22 protein-coding genes are annotated in these 22,810 nt (G+C 36.8%); 1 reads left to right on the top strand and 21 read right to left on the bottom strand.

All coding sequences use genetic code 11. The features are described 5' to 3' along the window. Window positions 1-15: 15 nt before the first annotated feature. From GMD78_RS12145 to GMD78_RS12055, 19 genes are all read right to left on the bottom strand, one after another. On the bottom strand, window positions 16-972 hold the full coding sequence (locus tag GMD78_RS12145) for a gluconeogenesis factor YvcK family protein (protein WP_155669087.1): 957 nt from the start codon (window positions 970-972) through the stop codon (window positions 16-18). Window position 973: 1 nt separating this feature from the next. After that, a complete protein-coding gene (rapZ, locus tag GMD78_RS12140) occupies window positions 974-1,858 on the bottom strand; it encodes an RNase adapter RapZ (protein WP_155669086.1) in 885 nt (294 codons plus the stop codon). Window positions 1,859-1,892: 34 nt separating this feature from the next. Beyond that, the gene (locus GMD78_RS12135; protein WP_155669203.1) at window positions 1,893-2,345 is read right to left on the bottom strand and encodes an 8-oxo-dGTP diphosphatase; all 453 of its coding nucleotides are present in this window, start codon (window positions 2,343-2,345) and stop codon (window positions 1,893-1,895) included. Between the two features lie 326 nt (window positions 2,346-2,671). Further along, a complete protein-coding gene (gene trxB / locus GMD78_RS12130) occupies window positions 2,672-3,622 on the bottom strand; it encodes a thioredoxin-disulfide reductase (RefSeq protein ID WP_155669085.1) in 951 nt (316 codons plus the stop codon). Window positions 3,623-3,697: 75 nt separating this feature from the next. Next, window positions 3,698-4,714 carry a tetratricopeptide repeat protein gene (locus GMD78_RS12125; RefSeq protein ID WP_155669084.1) on the bottom strand — a complete coding sequence of 339 codons (1,017 nt, stop codon included), beginning with the start codon at window positions 4,712-4,714 and terminating at the stop codon, window positions 3,698-3,700. Window positions 4,715-4,727: 13 nt separating this feature from the next. Continuing rightward, on the bottom strand, window positions 4,728-5,162 hold the full coding sequence (locus tag GMD78_RS12120; RefSeq protein ID WP_425495056.1) for a hypothetical protein: 435 nt from the start codon (window positions 5,160-5,162) through the stop codon (window positions 4,728-4,730). Between the two features lie 131 nt (window positions 5,163-5,293). Further along, complete coding sequence (locus GMD78_RS12115; protein ID WP_155669083.1) at window positions 5,294-6,955, bottom strand: glycerol-3-phosphate dehydrogenase/oxidase; 1,662 nt, start codon at window positions 6,953-6,955, stop codon at window positions 5,294-5,296. 200 nt (window positions 6,956-7,155) lie between these two features. Beyond that, window positions 7,156-7,668: an acyltransferase gene (locus GMD78_RS12110; RefSeq protein WP_155669082.1), complete on the bottom strand. Its 513-nt coding sequence runs from the start codon at window positions 7,666-7,668 to the stop codon at window positions 7,156-7,158. A 49-nt stretch (window positions 7,669-7,717) separates the two neighbouring features. Beyond that, the gene (gene ppaX, locus GMD78_RS12105) at window positions 7,718-8,347 is read right to left on the bottom strand and encodes a pyrophosphatase PpaX (protein WP_343042286.1); all 630 of its coding nucleotides are present in this window, start codon (window positions 8,345-8,347) and stop codon (window positions 7,718-7,720) included. Next, window positions 8,322-9,281: a nucleoside recognition domain-containing protein gene (locus GMD78_RS12100; protein ID WP_155669080.1), complete on the bottom strand. Its 960-nt coding sequence runs from the start codon at window positions 9,279-9,281 to the stop codon at window positions 8,322-8,324. The genes ppaX and GMD78_RS12100 overlap by 26 nt, the downstream gene beginning before the upstream one ends. Before the next feature lie 27 nt (window positions 9,282-9,308). Further along, window positions 9,309-10,181: a prolipoprotein diacylglyceryl transferase gene (gene lgt, locus GMD78_RS12095; protein ID WP_155669079.1), complete on the bottom strand. Its 873-nt coding sequence runs from the start codon at window positions 10,179-10,181 to the stop codon at window positions 9,309-9,311. An 11-nt stretch (window positions 10,182-10,192) separates the two neighbouring features. Beyond that, window positions 10,193-11,131, bottom strand: a complete 939-nt coding sequence (gene hprK / locus GMD78_RS12090) for an HPr(Ser) kinase/phosphatase (protein ID WP_155669078.1) — start codon at window positions 11,129-11,131, stop codon at window positions 10,193-10,195. Between the two features lie 331 nt (window positions 11,132-11,462). Beyond that, window positions 11,463-11,822 carry a phage holin family protein gene (locus GMD78_RS12085; RefSeq protein ID WP_155669077.1) on the bottom strand — a complete coding sequence of 120 codons (360 nt, stop codon included), beginning with the start codon at window positions 11,820-11,822 and terminating at the stop codon, window positions 11,463-11,465. Continuing rightward, on the bottom strand, window positions 11,822-12,016 hold the full coding sequence (locus GMD78_RS12080; RefSeq protein WP_155669076.1) for a PspC domain-containing protein: 195 nt from the start codon (window positions 12,014-12,016) through the stop codon (window positions 11,822-11,824). Before GMD78_RS12080 ends, GMD78_RS12085 begins: the two co-directional genes overlap by 1 nt. Before the next feature lie 32 nt (window positions 12,017-12,048). Then, window positions 12,049-12,714, bottom strand: a complete 666-nt coding sequence (gene bshB2 / locus GMD78_RS12075) for a bacillithiol biosynthesis deacetylase BshB2 (RefSeq protein WP_155669075.1) — start codon at window positions 12,712-12,714, stop codon at window positions 12,049-12,051. A 25-nt stretch (window positions 12,715-12,739) separates the two neighbouring features. Further along, window positions 12,740-13,093 carry a YojF family protein gene (locus GMD78_RS12070; protein WP_155669074.1) on the bottom strand — a complete coding sequence of 118 codons (354 nt, stop codon included), beginning with the start codon at window positions 13,091-13,093 and terminating at the stop codon, window positions 12,740-12,742. A gap of 141 nt (window positions 13,094-13,234) precedes the next feature. Then, complete coding sequence (gene uvrA, locus GMD78_RS12065; protein WP_155669073.1) at window positions 13,235-16,111, bottom strand: excinuclease ABC subunit UvrA; 2,877 nt, start codon at window positions 16,109-16,111, stop codon at window positions 13,235-13,237. Between the two features lie 7 nt (window positions 16,112-16,118). Beyond that, entirely contained in the window at window positions 16,119-18,101 is a 1,983-nt protein-coding gene (gene uvrB, locus GMD78_RS12060; protein WP_343042285.1) for an excinuclease ABC subunit UvrB, read from the bottom strand. A 563-nt stretch (window positions 18,102-18,664) separates the two neighbouring features. Continuing rightward, window positions 18,665-19,786, bottom strand: a complete 1,122-nt coding sequence (locus GMD78_RS12055; protein ID WP_155669072.1) for an MGDG synthase family glycosyltransferase — start codon at window positions 19,784-19,786, stop codon at window positions 18,665-18,667. 124 nt (window positions 19,787-19,910) lie between these two features. Here GMD78_RS12055 and GMD78_RS12050 point away from each other — a divergent pair, with 124 nt between their 5' ends. Next, on the top strand, window positions 19,911-20,741 hold the full coding sequence (locus GMD78_RS12050; protein ID WP_155669071.1) for a metallophosphoesterase: 831 nt from the start codon (window positions 19,911-19,913) through the stop codon (window positions 20,739-20,741). Here GMD78_RS12050 and GMD78_RS12045 read toward each other — a convergent pair. Together GMD78_RS12045 and GMD78_RS12040 are read right to left on the bottom strand one after the other, a co-directional pair. Then, on the bottom strand, window positions 20,738-21,298 hold the full coding sequence (locus GMD78_RS12045) for a YkoP family protein (protein ID WP_343042284.1): 561 nt from the start codon (window positions 21,296-21,298) through the stop codon (window positions 20,738-20,740). The two genes, GMD78_RS12050 and GMD78_RS12045, sit on opposite strands and share 4 nt — an antisense overlap. 109 nt (window positions 21,299-21,407) lie before the next feature. After that, window positions 21,408-22,487: a multicopper oxidase domain-containing protein gene (locus tag GMD78_RS12040; RefSeq protein ID WP_155669070.1), complete on the bottom strand. Its 1,080-nt coding sequence runs from the start codon at window positions 22,485-22,487 to the stop codon at window positions 21,408-21,410. Window positions 22,488-22,810 lie beyond the last annotated feature (323 nt).

Genomic DNA, 22,810 nt, shown 5'->3' with positions numbered 1-22,810 from the left:
AATGGAATGCTCATTTTACTGAATTAGGGAATATAATAACTTCGCTATCTTCGTTGTGTCATGACGCAATGTTGATCTATTGTGATCAATAATATCCCCTTCAATAATTTTCAATCCCATATTTAATAACCGGTCTGTATCATAGACTACTGGAGCAGCATTTTCTTCTGCGTATAAGTCGCGAATTTCTCGGTCAATTGGTTCATTGTGAACAATAATCGAACCAATACATCCTTCACCTACGTGATTATAAATTGCTTGTACATGGTCAGCCGCTGAAAAACCTGTAGTTTCTCCAGCTTGGGTCATAACATTACAAACGTAAACAACCTTTGATTTCGACCTTCGAATTGCTTCATCTATTTTAGGAATGATAATATTCGGCATAATGCTCGTAAATAGACTTCCCGGTGAAATGACAACCAAATCTGCCTCATCAATTGCTTTGATCGCGTTAGGCAAGGGCTTTACATCCTCTGGATCAAGGAAAACACGTTGAATACGTTTATTTGCTAACGGAATATTCGATTCCCCAGCCACAATGGATCCATCTTCCATTTCAGCATGTAGGGTCAAATTTTCATTCGATATCGGAATAATTTCTCCCTTAACATTTAGCACACGGGATATTTCCTTAATTCCTGTATAAAAGTCACCCGTGATCGACGTCATTGCCGCTAGAAGTAAATTTCCCATGGAGTGACCAGATAATCCATTTCCAATTGAAAAACGATGTTGGAATAATTGAATAATCATCGGTTCCACTTCAGAAAGGGCAGCTATTACATTACGAATATCACCTGGAGCGGGGATAGCCATCTCATTCCGAATTCTTCCCGTGCTCCCCCCATCATCAGCAACCGTTACTAATGCGGTTAGATGAATTGGTAAGTTTTTCAAACCACGAAGTAATACCGGCATTCCGGTGCCTCCACCAATAACTACTATACGTGGTTGTCTTTTTTCCGTCATATTAATGACCCTTTCTTTTGTCGATATCACGATGACTAACGTGTGTAATGTAATTTGCAGCTAACTGTTTTGAGAAATACTCAGCTAATGCCACAGAGCGATGTTGCCCACCAGTACAACCAATAGCTACGACCAGCTGTGACTTTCCTTCTTTCTTGTATTGTGGAAGCATAAACGTTAGTAAATCCATTACTTTTTCTTGGAATTTCTGTGCATCTGACCATTTAAATACGTAGGAAGAAACATCCGGATTTAATCCAGTCAATGGCTGTAAATTAGCAACATAATGTGGGTTTGGCAAGAAACGTACATCAAATACAAGATCAGCATCAATTGGAAGGCCATATTTAAATCCAAATGAAACAAAATGAACGGAGAAAATATCTTCTTTTTCCTCAGTATATGCATTGATTATTTTCTCTCGCAGTTCTTTTGGTTTTAGATTGGTTGTGTCTATAATTCGTTGTGCTCTTCCACGCAATTCATCTAATATTTTTCGTTCCTGTTTAATCCCATTTAGAGGCAAGTCGTCAATTGCCAATGGATGGGATCGTCTTGTCTCTTTATAACGACTTACAAGCTGCTCATCTTTGGCATCTAGAAAAAGTATATGTTCCTCCAACCAATCTTCATCACCCAAAACATCCAATGCTTCAAATAATGAATCAAAAAACTCACGACCACGTAAATCCATAACTAAAGCAACTTTATGAATGTTGTTCGTAGAATCTCTCATAAGCTCTAAAAATTTTGGAAGTAATGTAGGTGGCAAATTATCTACACAGTAATAACCTAAGTCTTCAAAGCTTTGAATCGCAACCGTTTTTCCTGCACCAGACATTCCAGTAATGATTACTAGCTTTGTTTCTTGTTCCTTTTCTGCCATTGTATTTCTCCCCTTCCACTGTTTTTTTCTTTCATTAATTGATTCGATAGTCGATTAACTGAAACTCATTTGTATAGGAGAAAGCTCCAAATACGGTAGCTTTTGATGTCAATATATGCTCAAATATTTTATGATCACCTTCAGCCATTGGTAACTGATGCAACTGTTTAATTGGCACCCACTCCAATTCACCTTCATCACAGTGTTCAGTTAATTGGCCCTGATAGGAATCGGTAATAAACGTAAACATCATCCATTCGTTTTCTAATTCCTCTTGATGATAAATGGAAAACGTAAAAACTCCTGCTAAAGTAGGATTGTTAGGCGTAAGCGCTGTTTCCTCCCAATACTCTCGAATAGCAGATTCTTTGATCGTTTCACCCTGTTCCATTTTCCCACCAGGAATAGCATACCAACCACGGCTAGGTTTCTTTAATAATAAGATATGATCCTGATCGATAACGATGCAGTTTGTCACTCGTTGCATTCCAAACACTTCTTTCTTGTTCATTAGAAGTAAAATTAAACACTATTTCTATTATATTAGAAAACTTACCTTTTTACCAAGTCTTAATTACGATTTGCAAGATTATACAGGAAAGTAAAGTTTTTCTGGAATTTGCTTAGTCTTAACATATGTATTATTACGTCACTTATAGAAGAAAAAGCAAAAAAAAGGGCACAGATGTTATCCACCTGTGCAAAAGCTAATCTATTTATTAAAAAGGGGGTCAATTAGTTAATCCTATTGTAACCCATATATATTTCGTGCGTGTTACAGTGAGGTTAAAAAGCCTTTACGTTCTATTTTTTTTAGTTTTTAGCTTTAATTTTCTCAGATAATTCTTCAATATACTTCTGTACCGCTTCTGCTGCAATACTTCCATCACCAGTAGCTGTCACAATTTGTCGTAGTGTTTTCTCACGGATATCTCCTGCAGCAAAAACTCCTGGAATATTTGTTTCCATGTGTTCATTCGTTGGAATATACCCTTCATCATTAGTTATTCCTAATGACTTAAATGGTTCACTTAATGGTACCATTCCTATATACACGAAAACACCTTCCGCAGAGAATTCTTTCTCTTCTCCAGTATTAACATCCTTAAGAGTTACACTGCTAACTTTACCGTCTGGACCGTTTATAGTTTCTACAACTGTATCCCAAATAAAGTCAATTTTCTCGTTTTCAAAAGCACGGTCTTGAAGAATTTTTTGTGCACGTAGTTCATCACGGCGGTGAACAATTGTAACTTTATCAGCGAAGCGTGTTAGATAAACACCTTCTTCAACAGCAGAATCTCCTCCACCGACTACTACAAGATTTTTTTCTTTAAAGAAAGCACCGTCACATACTGCACAATAGGATACTCCACGGCCACCTAATTCTTCCTCGCCCGGTATCCCTAGTTTCTTATATTGAGCACCTGTTGCAATAATTAATGATCTCGTGTTATATTCCTTATTTCCAGCTACAACGGTTTTATAATCCCCATGATCAATAACTTCTTTTATATCACCATAGGCATATTCAGCACCAAACTTTTTCGCATGTTCAAACATTTTATTCGATAAATCTGGTCCTAATATATGATCAAATCCAGGATAATTCTCTACATCTTCTGTATTCGCCATTTGTCCACCTGGAATTCCACGTTCGATCATCAATGTTTCTAAATTTGCCCGTGATGTGTAGACAGCTGCTGTCATACCAGCTGGTCCTGCTCCAGCGATGATTACATCATACATTTTCTCTTCGGACATTACTTACACCTCTTTTTTTATCTGTCTTACTCTTTATAGCGTATTAAATTAGAACATATTCGTCTAACTATTTGCTCACAAATTCCAAGGCTCTATTTCAGTAGAAAGGATAGTATGTTTCTTACAACCTTCTTTCCATAGAACTTCCGCTTTTTCTATTGCTCCAACTTGGTAAGCTGCTAAGCAATACCAACGATAGTAAGAAACGTGACTTTTTACAATTCCTTTATTTAGCAATCGAAAACGGCCATAAGCCTCCTCGTAATTACTTGTCCTAGCAAATGTTACAGCTATTCTTAATTTTTGTTGTTCATGAATCGGGTATACATTTAATAATGCACCAACATGATTCTTATATTCTTCACGATTTGCTTCATAATAAAATGTCGCTAAATTCGTATGACTATATAAATTATTAGGTTCTTCATGTAATAGCTCTTGTTCCATTTGGATTGCCTTTTCTCGCTCACCATTAAAAAACAACGCATGGGCATACTCGTGTTTTGCTGTCTTGTGTTCTGGAAATTGAACAGTCATTTCTTCTAATACAAGTAATGCTTTGTCCCACTCTTTATTTTCCAAATGGTAAAAAGCAGTTTCTTGATAAATTAATAGCTCGTCTTCATCATCAATTGATGGACCCCAATCTCCATCGTCATCATCTTCTTCATCGAAATCAATAAGTTGTAACAAACCTTTAGCTTCTTCACTAAAGTCACCCTCTGGCTCCATATCCAGGTAGGATATAGCATATTTTTTTGCATCATTTAATAAACCTAAATGCGCATAGTTATTCGCTAATAGATAATAACAATCTACATATTGGTCTCCTGATGACTGTAAAACATTCGTTAATATTTGATTCGCTTTATGATAAGAACCTATTTCTGTATATATAATAGACATTTGACATTGATACAACGGATCTTTCGGTACAGCTTCAACTGCCTTATTCATCCATTTCAACGCAATCTCAAACTTTCTTTTACGAAAGGCTTCTACACCTTTTGTGAAATAAAAGTCACCTTCAGGAATAAAAGGGATAAGATTATTTGGGTTTTGACCAGTTTCTTTATCCTTCACGTTTTGCATACATATCCCCCTATTATTTAACATATCGAAAAAAGTATACCATAATTAAATATAGAATTATATAGTGATATTTAGTGAACCGTGTAGAAAGTATTGTGTCCGATAATTTCGCTCTTGTGTCCGATGTTTCCTCTCTTGTGTCCGATGTTTCCTTTCTCGTGTCCGATGTTTCCCCTCTTGTGTCCGATGTTTCCTCTCTCGTGTCCGATGTTTCCTCTCTCGTGTCCGATGTTTCCTCTCTCGTGTCCGATGTTTCCCCTCTTGTGTCCGATGTTTCCTCTCTTGTGTCCGATGTTTCCTCTCTTGCGTCCGATGCACACACTCTTGTGTCCGATGTTTCCTCTCTTGTGTCCGATGTTTCCTCTCTCGTGTCCGATGTTTCCTCTCTTGTGTCCGATGTTTCCTCTCTTGTGTCCGATGTTTCCTCTCTTGCGTCCGATGCACACACTCTTGTGTCCGATGCACACGCTCTCGTGTCCGAATCTCTCGCTCTCGTGTCCGAATCTCTCGCTCTCGTGTCTGATCACACACGTATATAAAAAACTCCCACCTTTATTTAGATGGAAGTTCCCTTACGTACTATTCAACTGGCGTCACAGCTTCACATAATAGCTTATCAAGTTCCTCCGTGTATTGCTGTTTTTGCTCTTCGTTCCAATGTAAAACTTTAGCCATATAATCAATTACAGGTGTTTTATAATCCTTTACCCAATCAATTGCAAAGAATAATGCACCCGTCCTTCGAACAAAAAAGTCAACTGGTTTATAAACCAACTCATTTTCTATTCCGTAGCAGAGCTGGGCAAAAACAACTGGATCTATGTTTTCTATCTCTGCATCCTGTTTCCTATTTTGATATATTTCGAACACTGTTTCTACATTTGATCCATACCTTTGTACAAGCGTTAGGGCACTTTCTTCGGAGATCCCTAATGCAAGCCCTTCTTTTACTTTTTCTTTCTTATATTTTGTAAATCCAGTAGAACCACCAACATCACCTCCAGATATCGGTAGCTTTTCTGTATCCGATTTAGAATATAGAATTCCCAGTTCCTCTTTTAATTGTTCAACTACTGTATCAACTGCTTCCTGTGCCATTTTACGATAACCAGTTAGTTTTCCTCCAGCCATTGAAATCAAGCCGGAATTCGAAATAAATATTTCATCCTTTCGAGATATTTCACTTGGCCCTTTTCCCTCTTCAGCAATTAATGGTCGTAACCCAGCCCAACTGGATTCTACATCATCAGCTGTAACCCCTAATGAAGGAAACATATAATTGATTGCATGGATAATATAGTCACGATCTTCCTTTGTCATTGTTGGATGAGTTATATCTCCCTCATAGGTTGTATCGGTCGTTCCTACATATGTTTTTTGGTCACGGGGAATTGCAAATACCATTCTACCGTCCGGTGTGTCAAAGTAAATAGCTTGTTGCAACGGAAACACTGTATTCGGAAAAACGAGGTGAACTCCCTTCGTTAGATGCAAATGCTTCCCACGATTGGAACCATCTAATTTACGTAATCCATCAACCCATGGTCCACAAGCATTTATTATCTTCTTTGCATAAATGGAATGTTGGTCCCCAGTAATCTGATCCTCAACAACTGTACCGATTAGCTTGTTATTTTCATTGTAGATAAAATCTACCACTTTCGCATAATTTATCGCACTTGCACCTTTTTCAACAGCTCTTTTCATTACTTCAATCGTTAAACGCGCATCATCCGTTTTATACTCTACATAATACCCCGCTCCTCTTAGTCCCTCACTCTTAATAAGTGGTTCTCTCCGAAGTGCTTCCTCTGGCTTAAACATTTTTCTTCTTTCTACTTTTTTTACACCAGCTAAGTAATCATACACACGTAATCCAATGTTTGTTGAAAACGGTCCGAACGTTCCACCTTTATGAAATGGAAGCATCATCCACTCTGGAGTAGTTACATGTGGTCCATTTTCATATACAATCGCACGTTCTTTTCCTACTTCAGCAACCATCTTTACTTCAAACTGTTTTAAGTAACGTAAACCACCATGTACCAGTTTTGTGGAACGACTTGATGTACCTGCAGCAAAGTCTTGCATTTCAACTACAGCAACTTTTAATCCTCGTGTTACAGCATCTAAGGAAATACCAGCTCCCGTAATTCCTCCCCCTACGACTAAAATATCTAATTCTGTCTTTTTCATTTCAGTAAATATTTCTTCTCTCTTGAAACTAGAAAAACCTTCCATCCAAACACTCCCCTTCAATTATCTTCCTACTACTTAACTATATTATGAACAACGCAGATTAAAGAATAAAAAACCGCAAAACATTCTAATGGTGTTTGACCATCAGTTGTTTGCGGTTCTCCAATTCTCCGTCCAACCTATATTAACTTACTTATATTTTATCATACAGATTCATTGAGTTCAAAGGGTTAATTTTAGAGTTATTCATGTTTTTCTCGTTGTTCCATTTGCTGTTTTGTATAAATAATCTTCATTGGATTTCCACCTACAAAAGAACCTGCAGGGACATCCTTGTGTACGAGGGTAGCCGCTGAAACCACAGCCCCATCTCCAATTGTGACACCTGGGAGAATCGTTGAGTTTGCCCCAATTAGAACCTCATCCCCAATTGTAACCTCACCAATACGATACTCTTTAATCAAATACTCATGCGCTAAAATGGTTGTGTTATAGCCAATTACACTATTGGCTCCAACCGTAATTCTCTCAGGAAACATAATATCCGGCATCACCATTAATGCAAATGAAGTCTCTTCTCCAACCTTCATTCGTAAAAAAACACGATATAACCAGTTTTTCACACGTAAAAAAGGAGTATATCTTGCAATCTGAATAATGATAAAGTTTTTAACTACTTTCCAAAAAGAAACAGTCTTATAGATATGCCATAAAGAATTAGCACTTTCAACCTGATAACGTTCAGTTTTTCGCATAGCCACACCCCTACAGATTTACAATTATAAGCTCGATCTAGTTGTAGGTTTAAATAATTTTAAGCAAATCTTTCATATCTTCTAACATATAAGTAGGATTGTACTTTTCTAAAAAGTCCTTTCCTTTATGGGACCAAGCAACTCCAGCAGTACGTACCCCTGCATGATGGCCCGATTCGATATCATGTGAATTGTCTCCAACCATTAAAGTTGTTTTTGGATCTGCTTTTAGCTCGTTGATTCCCTTAAAGACTGGCTCTGGATGTGGCTTGGCATGTGTTACATCATCTAGTGTTACGACCGATTGGAAATATCCTTCTAAGCCAGCTATTTTTAAGCCCATTTGAACACTTTTATCCATTTTGGTTGTAACAATTCCTAGAGCAATTCCATGATCCTTTAACTCATTAATTGTTTCTACTACATTTGGAAAAGGTTTTACATAGTAATCATGATGAAAAAGGTTATGTTCTCGATATGTTTCAATCATTTCCTCTACTAAATTCTCATCAATCTTTTCAAACGTTTCACGTAATGGTGGCCCATTAAAAGCTAACAACTCTTCCCTTGTGTAATCTCTTCCGTATTGTTTAAATGTGTGCATGAAGGATTGCATAATTAGTTCATTGGTATCAATTAAAGTACCATCTAAATCAAAGAGTATTGTACGAATGCTCACTGGTGACTTCCTTCCCTTTTCGTTGTTCATGACGTTTCCAAACAAAAGCAATAGTCATTGTTAGGACAACCGCTGTGGTTACTCGGATAATAAGCAATGGCCAAACCGGAATCCCCAACGGAATAAATACTAACGTATCTTCAACAACTGCGTGACATGAAACGAGGAAAATTAATGCTAATGTCATATCACGTTTAGATACCCCATCTTCTTTCACTGCTTGAATCATTAATCCAGCACCATATGCCAGACCAATTGTTAAACCTGCAACTAGGGTCATCGAAGTGTTCTTTTCCATTCCAAGAATTTTTGTAAATGGAGCTATTCCATTGGATAATTTATCTAACCAACCTTTTTCCCGTAAATATTGCATAATTACCATTAAAGGTATGACGATTAAGGCAAGTTGTAATATTGCCAATGCTGCAGTTTGTAAACCTTGTATCGTAATTTCTCCCCATCCGTTCAGAACGACTTTACTGGAAGAAATAAGGCCATATTGAGCAAACTCAGACCCGCCATTCCATACTAATTTAATCACTACCGCTGCTAATAAGGCAAGACCAATACGTACACCGGAGATTAACCACCAGCTTACTCCGACTCTTGATGCAACGGCAGATTCAATAAACAAATTATGAGAAAACGATAGCATCACTGCCAGAATAAAAACTTCTTTTACAGTAAAATCAAATGATACAATTGCAGCTATTCCTGCGTACAAATTTAATGCATTTCCCAGTACTAGTGGAACAGCCGCTTCCCCAGACAATCCTAACAATCCCATAATTGGACTAATTTTATCTATTATCCAAGGCAATACCGGGGTATGCTGTATAATGGTAACAAGTAAGGTTATCGGGAAAATAACCTTACCTAATGTCCAAGTTGTTTTAAGTCCTTCTTGTAAACCACGTAATAAAATCCCGGTCATTCTCCACTCCACCTTTGTGCTTCGATCTTATTTCTTTTTCTTTGATGATTTATTTGTTTTTTTACTTCCCTTTTTCTTATTATTCGGTTCTAAATCATTGTACCTTTCTTTCACTGTCTTACGGCGGTAGATAATTAACAGTATTGCTCCAACAATTAATAATATAGAGATAACCTGTGCAGCTCTTAATCCACCACCATATAGGCTATCTGTACGCATTCCTTCGATAAAGAAACGTCCAACTGAATAGGACATTAAGTAGGTTAAGAATACTTCCCCACGTAACAGATTTTTTCTACGTAATACTAGCAATAAGCCAAGAACTAAGAAATTCCAAACCGATTCATAAAGAAATGTTGGATGGTACATGACACCATCAATACACATTTGATTCATAATAAAATCTGGAAGATACTGGTGAAAACTATTATAGGTAGACTCTGAAATTGGCCCACCATGTGCTTCCTGGTTCATAAAGTTTCCCCAACGGCCAATAGCCTGACCGAGAATTAAACCTGGTGCTGCGATATCAACAAGCTTCCAAAAGGAAACCTTTCGCACACGGGCAAATACAATTGCTGTTAATACAGCACCAATTAAGGCACCATGAATCGCAATTCCACCTTCCCAAACAGCAAAAACCTTCCACCAAGGACCACCAACATAACGGTCCCACTCAAATACGACATAATAGATTCGTGCACTCAAAATAGCAATCGGAATAGCGAATACTACTAAGTCCACCATTAAATCTTTTTTCAATCCAAGACGATCTGCTTCTCTTGTTACTAACCATAATGCTAAAAAAGCACCTGTTGCAATGATAACCCCATACCAATAAATAGATAAGGACCCTATTTGCAAAAATACTCGGTCGAGCGTTGGTGCATCACAACTCATAACAACCCCTCCTAATCCATTTCGTCTTTCTCTGTATCCATCATTGTTGTTAATCTTTCCGAGAATTCTTCAGCAGCGTTAACACCCATACGTTTCAGTCTAAAGTTCATGGCAGCTACTTCGATAATTACAGCAAGGTTTCTACCTGGTCGCACAGGAATGGTTGCCTTCGGAAGACTTACGTCCATAATTTTCATCGTATCCTCATCTAACCCTAAACGATCATATTGTTTCTTTTGATCCCAAAGCTCAAGGTTGATAATTAACGATATTTTTTTATAACTACGTACAGAACCAGCCCCGAATAGAGTCATCACATTAATGATTCCTAATCCTCTAATTTCTAGCAAATGCTCAATAAGTGGTGGTGAATTACCAATTAATGTGTCATAATCTTCCTGACGAATTTCTACACTATCATCAGCTACAAGGCGGTGCCCGCGTTTCACTAATTCAAGCGCTGTTTCACTTTTACCGACTCCACTTTGACCAGTAATTAGTACCCCTACTCCATAAATATCAACTAATACTCCATGAATAGCAGTAAATGGAGCGAATTTAGCCTCTAAAAAGTTGGTCAACCTACTGATAACACGTGTTGTTTTACGAGGAGAGTGTAAAATAGGTACTCCAGATTTATTAGCACCTTCTATTAAAACCTTTGGAATCTCCATTCCTCTTGATACGACAATTCCAGGTGTAACGTCGGTACAAAGCTTTTTTACACGGTCATATTGTTCTTCTTCACTTAAGTCCAAAAAGTAGGTCATCTCTGTTTTTCCTATTAATTGCAATCTCTCTTTGGGGTAATATCTAAAATATCCCGTCATTTCTATCCCAGGACGGGAAATATCACTTGTCACAATCTCTCTATGTATTCCATCTTCACCTGCTACTAATGTTAAATTGAAGTTTTCTAGCAGATCTTTTGTTCGTACGATTGTTTTCATTTTATTTCCTCCATTAGAATGACTAACTGCTTTACATTGTAGCACATTTTTACGTTTGGAAGGAATGAATTAACTATGACAAACTACTCTTTTAGAATGAAACAAACATTTTAGTTATAAAATTTGGAGTAACTTTTGGTGAATACACTTTCTTCGACTCATTCGAATCGAGTACTATATTTCTGCTACGGGCAGAACATATAACATCCTGGGAAAGTTACATCTTTTGTCTACTAACGAAATGAGGAACAGCTCACTGACTGTGATGCTCCTCGATCATATCCTCAATTTTAATTTCAAATTCACCAAAAGAAAAACGTAGGCTTTCCACCTACGTTGTGAGTGTATCTTTAACTAAGCGATTTAGAAGTAGATTTAAAATAGAAATCACAATCGCTGCTAAAACAGCTGTACCAAAACCATCAATAACAAACGAAGATCCAATAAACATTTGTGTTAGCATCAATGTAATAGCATTTATCACAAATAAAAACAAACCAAGTGAAATTACCGTTATCGGTAAGGTTAAAATAACTAAGATAGGTTTAATAATGACATTGAAGATAGCCAGTATAAAACTAGCTAACAAAGCTGTGCCAAAACCATCTAAGTGAAACGAATCAAAAAGCTGAGCTACTGCTATTAAGGCAACAGCATTCAAAAAGACAGATAAAAGAGCTCTTTTAAACATTAGCGTACCTCACTTTCCTTTGGAATAATGAAGATCGCAATTACATATGCAACTAATAGAAAAATGTTCGTTAAAAAGAAAAGTACAACAAAAAGCAAACGTACAAGCGTTGGATCGATATTAAAGTATTCAGCTACTCCTGCTAAAACACCTCCAACCATTTGATCTTTTTCAGACCTGTATAGGCGTTTCATTACATCACCTCACTTCATTAGTTTTGCTTCTATTAAAATTTCCAGATATAAAAACTCTCTTTTCCTAACCGTTTTTTTGCTTCCTCTTTTAAATCATCTGGAATGTTTCCGTCTTGATTAAAGTTTTTTAAAATACCACTTGCTTGTGATTTATGAGATAATATTGCATCCATTTTTTTATCAAAATTCGCTGTAACATCATTAATGACATCTGGTTTTCCTAAATCCTCAACATGTGTGTTCGTGATTGCTTGAGCCCATACTGTTGGTCTCTTGTCAGGATCCATCAAGCGAACTGCCTCAATTGCTGCAGCACCAAGTGCGTCATGATCAGGGTGAACAGCATGGTCAGGATAGTGGGTAATTACTAAACTTGGCTCACTCTCTTCAATAATTCCTTTTAAATGTGATGCTACTTCTTGTCTATCCTCGTATTCTAATGTCTTGTCCCGATAGCCTAGCATTTGTAAATCAACATCCAACACCTTACACGCTTGCATTAATTCTTTTTTACGAATCTCCGGTAACGTCTCCCGATTAGCAAAAGTTGGCGATCCCATATTTCTTCCCATTTCTCCTAACGTACCACATAAATAAGTAACTGGTACACCTTGCTCACGAAATTTTGCTATCGTTCCTGCAGCTCCAAATGATTCATCATCTGGATGTGGATATATGACAACTACATGTTTTTCCATCATTCACCATTCCCTCAAAAAAGTTTTAATGACTAAAAGGAGTTTCACTAATTTGCAATGCTACCATTAATCGACCCTCTCGGTCATGTCCAGCCATTAATAGTTTTGATTCTTCATAGATTTCCCAATCTGTTAAACCTTCAGCATAGATCCAACCGATATCCATTTTTAGACCGGCACGATAAGATTTTCCGTCACCTACTATTTTAGCCTGTGAAAATCTTACCTTAGTGTTTCGTATGTATACTCCAACATTATATGCTTTTTCATTAACATGACTTGCATATGCTCCATTAGTTGTTTCTAAGTGTACATACACTTCTTTATTAATAAAGCTTTCCAGCATCTTTTGAACTTTTTCTTTTTCAATTGGTTTCATTCATCGTTCCTCCCAATTTCTTCTCCATTTTACCTTACCTAAATACATGGATTGCGTCAAAGGTTTAAGCTTGATACCAAAGCTTTTTGGTAAAAAGAAGAGGGTAGTAAGTTCCGCTTCAACTCACTACCCATCTCCCCCTTACTTTGCACTTATTTCTTCTTTCTCACGAATGGAATCCTCTTGCCGTTTTCGATCTCGCTCCAATATTGGTTTTAAGTAACGACCCGTATAGGATATTTCTTCTTCTGCAATTACCTCCGGTGTTCCAGTAGCGATGATCTGTCCACCTCTGGCTCCGCCTTCAGGTCCAAGATCAATAATATGATCTGCGGTTTTAATTACATCTAAATTATGCTCAATGATCAGTACGGTATCACCATTATCAACTAATCGCTGTAATACGGTTAACAATCGTTTTATATCATCGACATGTAGACCAGTTGTTGGCTCATCTAGGATATAAAAGGACTTTCCTGTTGAACGACGATGTAACTCACTGGCAAGTTTAACCCTTTGTGCCTCACCACCAGATAACGTAGTTGCTGGTTGCCCTAGTTTTACATAACCTAAACCAACATCATAAATCGTTTGCAGTTTCCGTTTTATTTTCGGGATATTTGCAAAGTAATCTAATGATTCCTCGATCCTCATATCTAGAACATCTGAAATGTTCTTTCCTTTATACTTCACTTCCAACGTCTCACGATTATATCGTTTTCCATGGCAAACTTCACAAGGGACATACACATCAGGTAAAAAGTGCATTTCAATTTTTATGATTCCATCACCGCGGCAAGCTTCACAGCGTCCACCTTTTACATTAAAGCTGAATCTACCTTTTTTATATCCTCTTACCTTTGCTTCATTCGTTTGTGCAAACACATCACGTATATCATCGAAAACTCCTGTATACGTAGCAGGATTGGACCGTGGCGTTCTACCAATTGGAGATTGATCAATGTCAATTACTTTATCAATGTACTCCATTCCATTTATTGCTTTATGCTTTCCTGGCTTTAGTTTTGTACGATATAACTGTTTTGCCAAGGATTTATATACTATTTCATTAACGAGGGTACTTTTTCCTGAACCAGATACTCCAGTAACAACCGTCATTAATCCTATTGGAATTTTTGTAGAAACATTTTTTAGGTTATTTTCTGCTGCACCAACTACTTCGATAAAGCGATCGTCTGCTTCCCGACGTTTAGCTGGAAGTGGAATATACTTTTTACCAGATAAATATTGTCCAGTTAAAGATTTCTTCGTTTTCATCACACTATTCGGTGTACCGCTAGCTACTATTTGACCACCATGTTCCCCAGCGCCAGGACCAATATCAATCAGCCAATCTGCAGCTAACATGGTATCCTCATCATGTTCTACAACGAGTAATGTATTATCCAAATCACGCATATTTTTCAATGTTTCAATTAGGCGGTCATTGTCACGTTGATGCAATCCAATCGATGGTTCATCAAGCACATACAGAACCCCTGTCAATGCGGATCCAATTTGAGTAGCTAAACGAATGCGCTGTGCTTCACCACCAGATAATGTTCCCGCAGCTCGAGACATCGTCAAATAATCTAATCCGACATTTTTTAAAAAGTCCAAACGATTATTAATCTCTTTTAATATCAATCGAGCAATTTGTTGTTCCTTTTCCGTTAATTCTAGATTACCAAAAAATTCCTGAGCATCTGTAACCGAATAATCGGTAATCATACTAATATGCTTTTTATTAATTAGAACTGCTAATGCTTCTTCCTTTAATCGATATCCTTTACAAGAAGGACAATGCTTTACAGCCATATACTTCTCTAATGTTTCACGAATGAAGTCTGAAGAAGTTTCTTTATAACGACGGGAAATATTATGAATAACCCCTTCAAAGTTGACCATATTGTCATGAACCTTACCAAAATCATTGATATAGTGAAAATGAATCTTTTCATCCCCACTACCAAAAAGGATTTTTTCCATTTGATCCTTGGGAATGTCCTTTACAGGAATATCCATGTTTATTCCATAATGATCACAAACACTTTTCAATAGCTGCGGATAATACTGTGAACTAATCGGCTCCCAAGCTGCGATTGCATGTTCATTTAAGGTTAGACCCCAATCTGGTATAACCAAATCTAAATCAACCTCAAGGTTTGTACCTAACCCATCACATGTTGGACATGCACCAAAAGGACTATTAAATGAAAACAAGCGTGGCTCTAATTCACCAATAGAGAATCCACATATTGGACACGCATGATTTTCACTAAACATCAGTTCCTCTTCACCAATAACATCAACAATTATCTTTCCTTCACCAAGCTCCAATGCTGTTTCGATAGAGTCACTTAATCGACTAGATATACCATCCTTTACAACGATCCGGTCAACCACAACTTCAATTGAATGTTTTTTATTTTTATCTAACTTAATCTCTTCGGTTACTTCACGCATTTCCTTATCTACACGAATGCGTACATAACCTTCCTTCCTAAGCTTTTCAAATGTTTTAACATGTTCCCCTTTACGTCCTGAAACAACTGGTGCTAAGACTTGCATTTTTGTTCGTTCTGGATACTCTAGAATTCGATCAACCATTTGTTGCACCGTTTGAGAACTTATTTCAATCCCATGCTTTGGACATGTTGGCCTGCCGATTCGTGCATATAATAAACGTAAGTAATCGTAGATCTCCGTTACAGTTCCAACAGTGGACCTTGGGTTTCTACTCGTAGTTTTTTGGTCAATGGATATAGCTGGCGATAATCCTTCAATAGCATCTACATCTGGCTTATCCATTTGCCCTAGAAATTGGCGAGCATATGCAGACAGAGATTCTACATATCTACGTTGCCCCTCAGCATAAATTGTATCAAAAGCTAATGATGATTTTCCTGATCCAGACAAACCAGTTAACACAACAAGTTTGTTTTTAGGAATCTTCACATCTATATTTTTCAGATTATGTGCTCTAGCACCTTGTATTGTTATTGATTTACTAGGCATGAATGCGTCATCCTTCCACTTTTAATTCAAGTATAATATCACGAAGCTCTGCTGCTTTCTCAAAATCAAGCGCTTTTGCAGCATCACTCATCTCTTTTTCCATATTCTCTATTACTTTTTCTCTTTCTGCTTTGTCTAACTTTGCAAGACTCTTGGTCTTTGAATCATATTCTTCTGTATCCTCAGCAGCAACCGTAGCACGAATGACATCTCGTACATCCTTCTTGATCGTCTTCGGAGTAATATTATGCTCTTTATTATAAGCTATCTGTTTCTCACGACGGCGATTCGTTTCGTCAATAGCTACCTGCATCGAGTGAGTTATTTTATCCGCATACATAATAACTTCTCCATTTTCATTACGTGCAGCTCTCCCCATTGTCTGTATAAGCGAACGCTCTGAGCGTAGGAAGCCTTCCTTATCTGCATCTAATATAGCTACTAGCGACACCTCTGGAATATCTAACCCCTCTCGTAGAAGGTTGATTCCAATTAAAACATCATATTTACCAACTCGTAAATCTCGGATTATTTCAATTCGCTCTAACGTCTTGATCTCCGAGTGTAAATAAGCAACCTTAATTCCTATCTCTTTTAGATAATCCGTTAAATCCTCGGACATTTTCTTCGTCAAGGTAGTTACTAATACCCGTTCATTTCGTTCGGTTCGTTTGTTAATTTCACCTATTAAATCATCTATTTGTCCTTCTATTGGACGAACATTAACTATCGGATCTAGTAATCCAGTTGGACGAATAATTTGTTCCGTCATCTTAGGTGTGTGCTCCAATTCATATGGTCCAGGTGTAGCTGAAACATATATTAATTGGTTAGTTTTCTGTTCAAATTCATCAAATTTCAATGGACGATTATCCAAGGCAGAAGGTAAACGAAAACCGTGATCAACTAATACTTGTTTCCTCGCCTGGTCTCCATTGTACATACCGCGGATTTGTGGCAATGTTACATGCGACTCATCGACAACAACTAAATAATCGTCAGGAAAGAAATCAAGCAATGTATATGGTGTGGCACCTTGTTCCCTCAGTGTCAAATGACGAGAGTAGTTCTCAATACCTGAGCAGAATCCCATCTCTCGCATCATTTCAAGGTCATAATTGGTCCGCTGTTCTAAACGTTGGGCTTCTAGCAACTTATTTTGATCACGTAGCTCTTTTAAACGTTCTTCTAATTCTTTTTCAATATTAGCGATCGCCACTTTCATCTTTTCTTCACGGGTAACGAAGTGAGATGCTGGGAAAATAGCTATATGTTCTCGATCTCCAATAATTTCACCGGTTAACGCATCGACTTCGCGAATTCGGTCAATTTCATCTCCAAAAAATTCAACACGAATACAATGCTCTTCCCGTGAAGCAGGGATGATTTCTACCGAATCTCCACGTACACGGAACGTTCCACGCTGGAAATTGATATCATTACGAGCATATTGAATATCAACAAGTTCTTTAAGCAACTGATCTCGATCCTTTTCCATTCCCATTCGAAGAGAAAGAACTTGGCTGCTGTATTCCTCCGGAGAACCTAAACCGTATATACAGGAAACACTTGCAACAATCAATACATCATTTCTTTCAAATAGTGCAGATGTAGCTGAGTGTCGTAATTTATCAATCTCATCATTAATACTTGCATCTTTTTCAATAAACGTATCTGTTGAAGGAACATATGCCTCTGGTTGGTAATAGTCATAGTAGCTGACAAAATATTCAACTGCATTATTGGGAAAAAACTCTTTAAATTCACTATACAATTGTCCTGCCAACGTCTTATTATGGGCAATAACTAATGTTGGACGATTAATTTCCTGAATTACATTAGATACCGTAAATGTCTTTCCTGTACCTGTCGCCCCAAGCAAAGTTTGGTCCCGCTGACCAGCTAGTACTTTCTCAACTAACTCTTTTATCGCTTTGGGTTGGTCGCCTTGTGGCTCATATTTTGACACTAGCTCAAACTTATTTTCCACATTACTTCCTCCGTTCCTAATCCTAACACCTAGTTTACCATATATTATTATCTATTTTAACATAAATACGAACGAACATTCGATATTTTTGATTATACCCTATTCCTCTTTAACATTCTACCCTTATCCATAAAGACAAAATCAAGAGTATAAAACAAAAAGAGGTAAGCTCAAAACGAATGCGTTCCATTCTAAGACAAAATGTTTCAGAATAACCAAGTATGGAATGTTACTTTTTAACGGTTGGATCTTGTCCGTGTTGATCTTTGTCATGGACGTTTTGCTCTCATCCTGCAGTCATTTTGTCCGTGACAGCTTCTCTCATGGAAATTCATTCTCAAGTAAGTACCTTCGCTAAAAGGTCTCCAGACACTTGCTGTTCAAGCAGGACAAATATTTTCGGCAGGCAGAGTAATCACTGGACCAAGGAAACACACCAGTCGCCCCTGTGCTGGAAGTGAAAGCGTCTTTCCTTAGCGGAAATCAAGTTGCTGTTACGGCTAAAAGAAAAATCCAAACTAATTAGTTCGGATTTTTCATTAATTATTTCCTTTCAACTCTGTTTAATCAAATGAACAAATTTCCGCTAATATTTCATCCATTGATTTCTCTTCTAAATAATGATGATAGGAGTCAATCTTTTTCATGTACTCTTCGAATTGCTTTTCTCCTGAAAAAAAGTTTAAAATTTGCTGTTCTATATTTCCACGTTGAATTGGGATCACTACCCCTAATTCCTTCAGTTTTACTTCATTTATTTTTTCTTGACCAGGTAATGCGTTACAAATAAATATAGGTTTCCGTTTCATGAGACATTCACTGACCGTAACCCCTCCTGGCTTGGTTATCACAGCATCCACCATATCATATAAATGATTAATTTCTTCTTTATTCTCAATATAAGAAATGGGTGTGATGTCATTTCTCAGAGACTTCAGCTTCCTATACAGTATTTCATTTTTACCACACAGTACATAATAATGAATATCGTGCTTTTCGGAGGCTTGTTCAAGCAATTGTTCAATTCCACCAACCCCTAGACTTCCTCCAGTAACTAAAACTTTCAACATTCCTGTATCTTTTTTCCTTTGTAGCTTATTAGGTTGATGAAATACCGGGTGGACTGGAATTCCAGTAACATATATTTGTTCTTCGTTTACCCCCAAACGTAACAAGAAGTTTTTTACTTCTATTGATGGAACAAAGTGATAGTCAACCCCCTCCATTCCCCACACTTTATTAACAAAGTAGTCCGTATAAACATTTACGATTACACCATGTAAATTCCCTTTTTGTTTCAACACACTAGCTATATTAGATGGTAGTGCATGTGTACAAAACAGTATATTAGGTTCGTTCTCTTTCATAAGTCGTTTAAAGAAATACATAAATAATACTTCATATACATACTGACGATTACGTTTAAACGCTTGTTTATATGCCATCCGGTCATACAACCAATGATACGCACTTGGAAGTGATTGAATCCACCTCAAATAGGTTCCAGATACTACCGATTCTATTTTTCCATAACTATACGATAGAATATCTACTTTATTACAACGTATAGATCCAGTGTAGTTCTTCAAATCTTCCATTATTGCGTCTGCTACATGGTGATGACCGGTGGGGATTTGCATAAATGGTAGAAACAATGCTTCTTTCTTTGTTGTTGATGGTTCCATGTTGTTCAACTCCATATTAATAGAAACTACGAATCGCGATTCTTTTTAGCAATAAAATCCCTTGATTTACCAATGATATCTCTAATCCACCATGTTATAATGCTTGTTGGGGAGGCGATACAATATGTCATATATTTTATATGCATTACTACTAGTTCTAGTAGTTTATTTTGTCTATAAAGCCAATCAAAATACAAAAGATATTCAAATAAATAAAATTAAAATAGAATCGCAAACATCTTCAACAAGCCCATCTTTTTCCATTCTACAGTTATCTGACTTACACTTAGAAAACATCTCAATCACACCAGAACAATTAGCCCGTAAAATCAAAAATGAAAAACCTGATATGATTGCTTTAACTGGTGACTTCTTAGATCGCAAACGAACACTACCAAAGTTAGTTCCTTATTTAGAAGTCATTCAAGAGTTGAAGCCACCACACGGGATCTATGCTGTTCTTGGGAACCATGATTATGTGTTAAAAAATGAAAATCTAGAAAAGCTTAAACAGTTGCTTACCGATTATGGTTGTCATGTGATGCAAAATTCTAGTGAAACGATCGAAATTAACGGTCAGAAAATCAATATTATTGGAATCGATGATTACAGTACAAATCGTAGTGATTTAGCTTTGTCTTACCAAAAAGTTCAAGATGGAATGAATATTGTCATAACACACGACCCAAATGTAGTTTTAGAAATGAATGATTACCATTTTGATTACCTGCTAGCTGGTCACTTCCATGGTGGACAAATCTGTTATCCAAAGGCATACCATCTTGTAAAAATGGGTAAGCTTGCAAGACAAAATATCATTAAAGGTTTGCACATGCACAATAACTCACCTTTTTATATTAGTGAAGGTCTTGGACAAACTGGTGTGAATATCCGTGTCGGAAGTCGTCCAGAAATCACCTTTCATGATGTTGCAATTGAATCCAAAAGTGCTTAATTTTTCGAAGTATACTTCGAAATTAAGTCCTTCTTGGACATAAATAAATATACAGGTTCGCCGTTTTTGGCATTTGCCATTAAATTTATTGGTGTAAATGTAAGCTTTTTGTACCTACGATAATAGTTATTTTTAATGGAAAAAACTTCAAATCCTAATCGATTAACGCCTCTGTGAAGTGTAGTTATTCCAATAACTCCTTTTATATCCTCATTTTTGGGGTGATGTTGTAAATAATGGGCTAATCTTGGTAATGAGCGTTTGACCATGTGATAGATAAATACAGCACGCTTTACTTCACTTTTTACCGGTTGGAGATCACTTATTATCCTTACATTGTGTAAATGTATTTTTAATAAAATATCATTCTTATGAATGATGGTCCCATCTTGAAGCACGACATCTGAACCCTTATATCGTGTTAATCGTACCCGAAAAATAGTATTGTGCTGTTCTTCATCTGGAATATAACGCAAACGAGTAAATGTGTAATATATAGGATCAATCGTATTCCACACACCTAATAAATAGCTTTTCATCTTCATTTCCTTTCTCATTGTTGTTCCTCTATAGTTTGCATTATAAATCAGTAAATTATTTACAAAGATAAGCAAAAAAACTCCGATTCTTGTTTTCATGAATCGGAGTTTTTTCTATCATTATTTTTTAGTGACCGCCTACTTCAGAGCCATCATCTTTCCCATCTGCAGTAACTTTAATAAAACCAACTGCTCCTTTTTGTGCGTGATTGAATTGGTGTGTTACGAAAGGATAGACTCCCTCTTCTTTTACCGTGAATTCAACAACTGCTCCACCACTAGCTGGTAACATGACAGTTTGTAAACCTTCCATATGGTTAGCAGGGTTGCCATCTATATACACATCATCAAATACGGTACCTACCACATGAAAGCTACTTACTTCATTCGGACCTACATTGTTAACATATATGCGAACTTTATCTCCTACTTTAGCAAGTAGTGGCTCATCTTTAACTGCTGTTACTGTACCATTTGTATTTGATTGACCTTCATGTAGTGCTTTCGTAGAAAATACCACTTGAGAAGGTACACCATTTGTCATATCATCTAAATCGTTATATTTATACCATTCGTTTTGAATAATTGCATATTCTTTTTCTACTTCATGATCTGTAGGATAACCATCTTTCGGTTGTACAATAATTACGCCATGCATTCCATTTGCAATGTGAGATAATACTGGAGCTGTACCACAGTGATACATGAACACACCTGGTTTCGTAGCTTGATAAGAGAATGTTCCCTCTTCATTCGGCTCTACATTAGCAAATCCTTTATCTGGAGCTGTGTGTACTGCGTGAAAGTCCATGCTGTGGGGGATTGCCGGATCTTTATTCTCTAATGTAAAGTGAATCGTATCTCCTTCATTTACTACTACAAGTGGTCCAGGAGCTTCACCGTTAAATGTCCAAGCTTTGTAGTTATATCCCTTCTCAATTTCAATGTCTGTAATTTGAGCTGTCATATTAATATAAACATCTGTTCCATCTCGCTCAATTTCTAAAGGTACTGGATCATCATTTAATTCCTTATGTGGTTCAATAACTTCTGGAGTATTCGCTTCAGCATTTACAGTTTCAATAGCATTTTCAAGATCAGGTGATACATCGTGTTTAGTATCTTGTGATTCATCAGCACATGCAGATAATAATAGAACTGTTGCACTTAGACCAACAACAACACCATAACCAATTTTCTTAATCATAACACTCACCTCATTAGTTTTTAGATAAGTTTTTTTATCTCTTATCTTTAATTTAATTGTAAGTCCATTTCCCTACCCTACATGTGATTCAGCTCACTTAAAACATGTTCATTTATGAACAATGTTTGACAAGGAATATACCCAACTATATTAAGGTTAATACTATGAATATAGTGGTAAAATAGATTTTTTGGTATCGTTTTCATCAACTAGTTAATTGTGAAAAAATCACAATATTTAAGTGAGTCTAATATACTACTTTGTGGTGTGTGAGGTTACTTAAAGGTATAGGTTGAAGAAGCTTATCTACTTGATGATTATTG

Source organism: Ornithinibacillus caprae, assembly GCF_009728145.1.
GTDB lineage: Bacteria > Bacillota > Bacilli > Bacillales > Amphibacillaceae > Ornithinibacillus > Ornithinibacillus caprae.
This window is presented reverse-complemented; position numbering and strand designations above follow the sequence as displayed.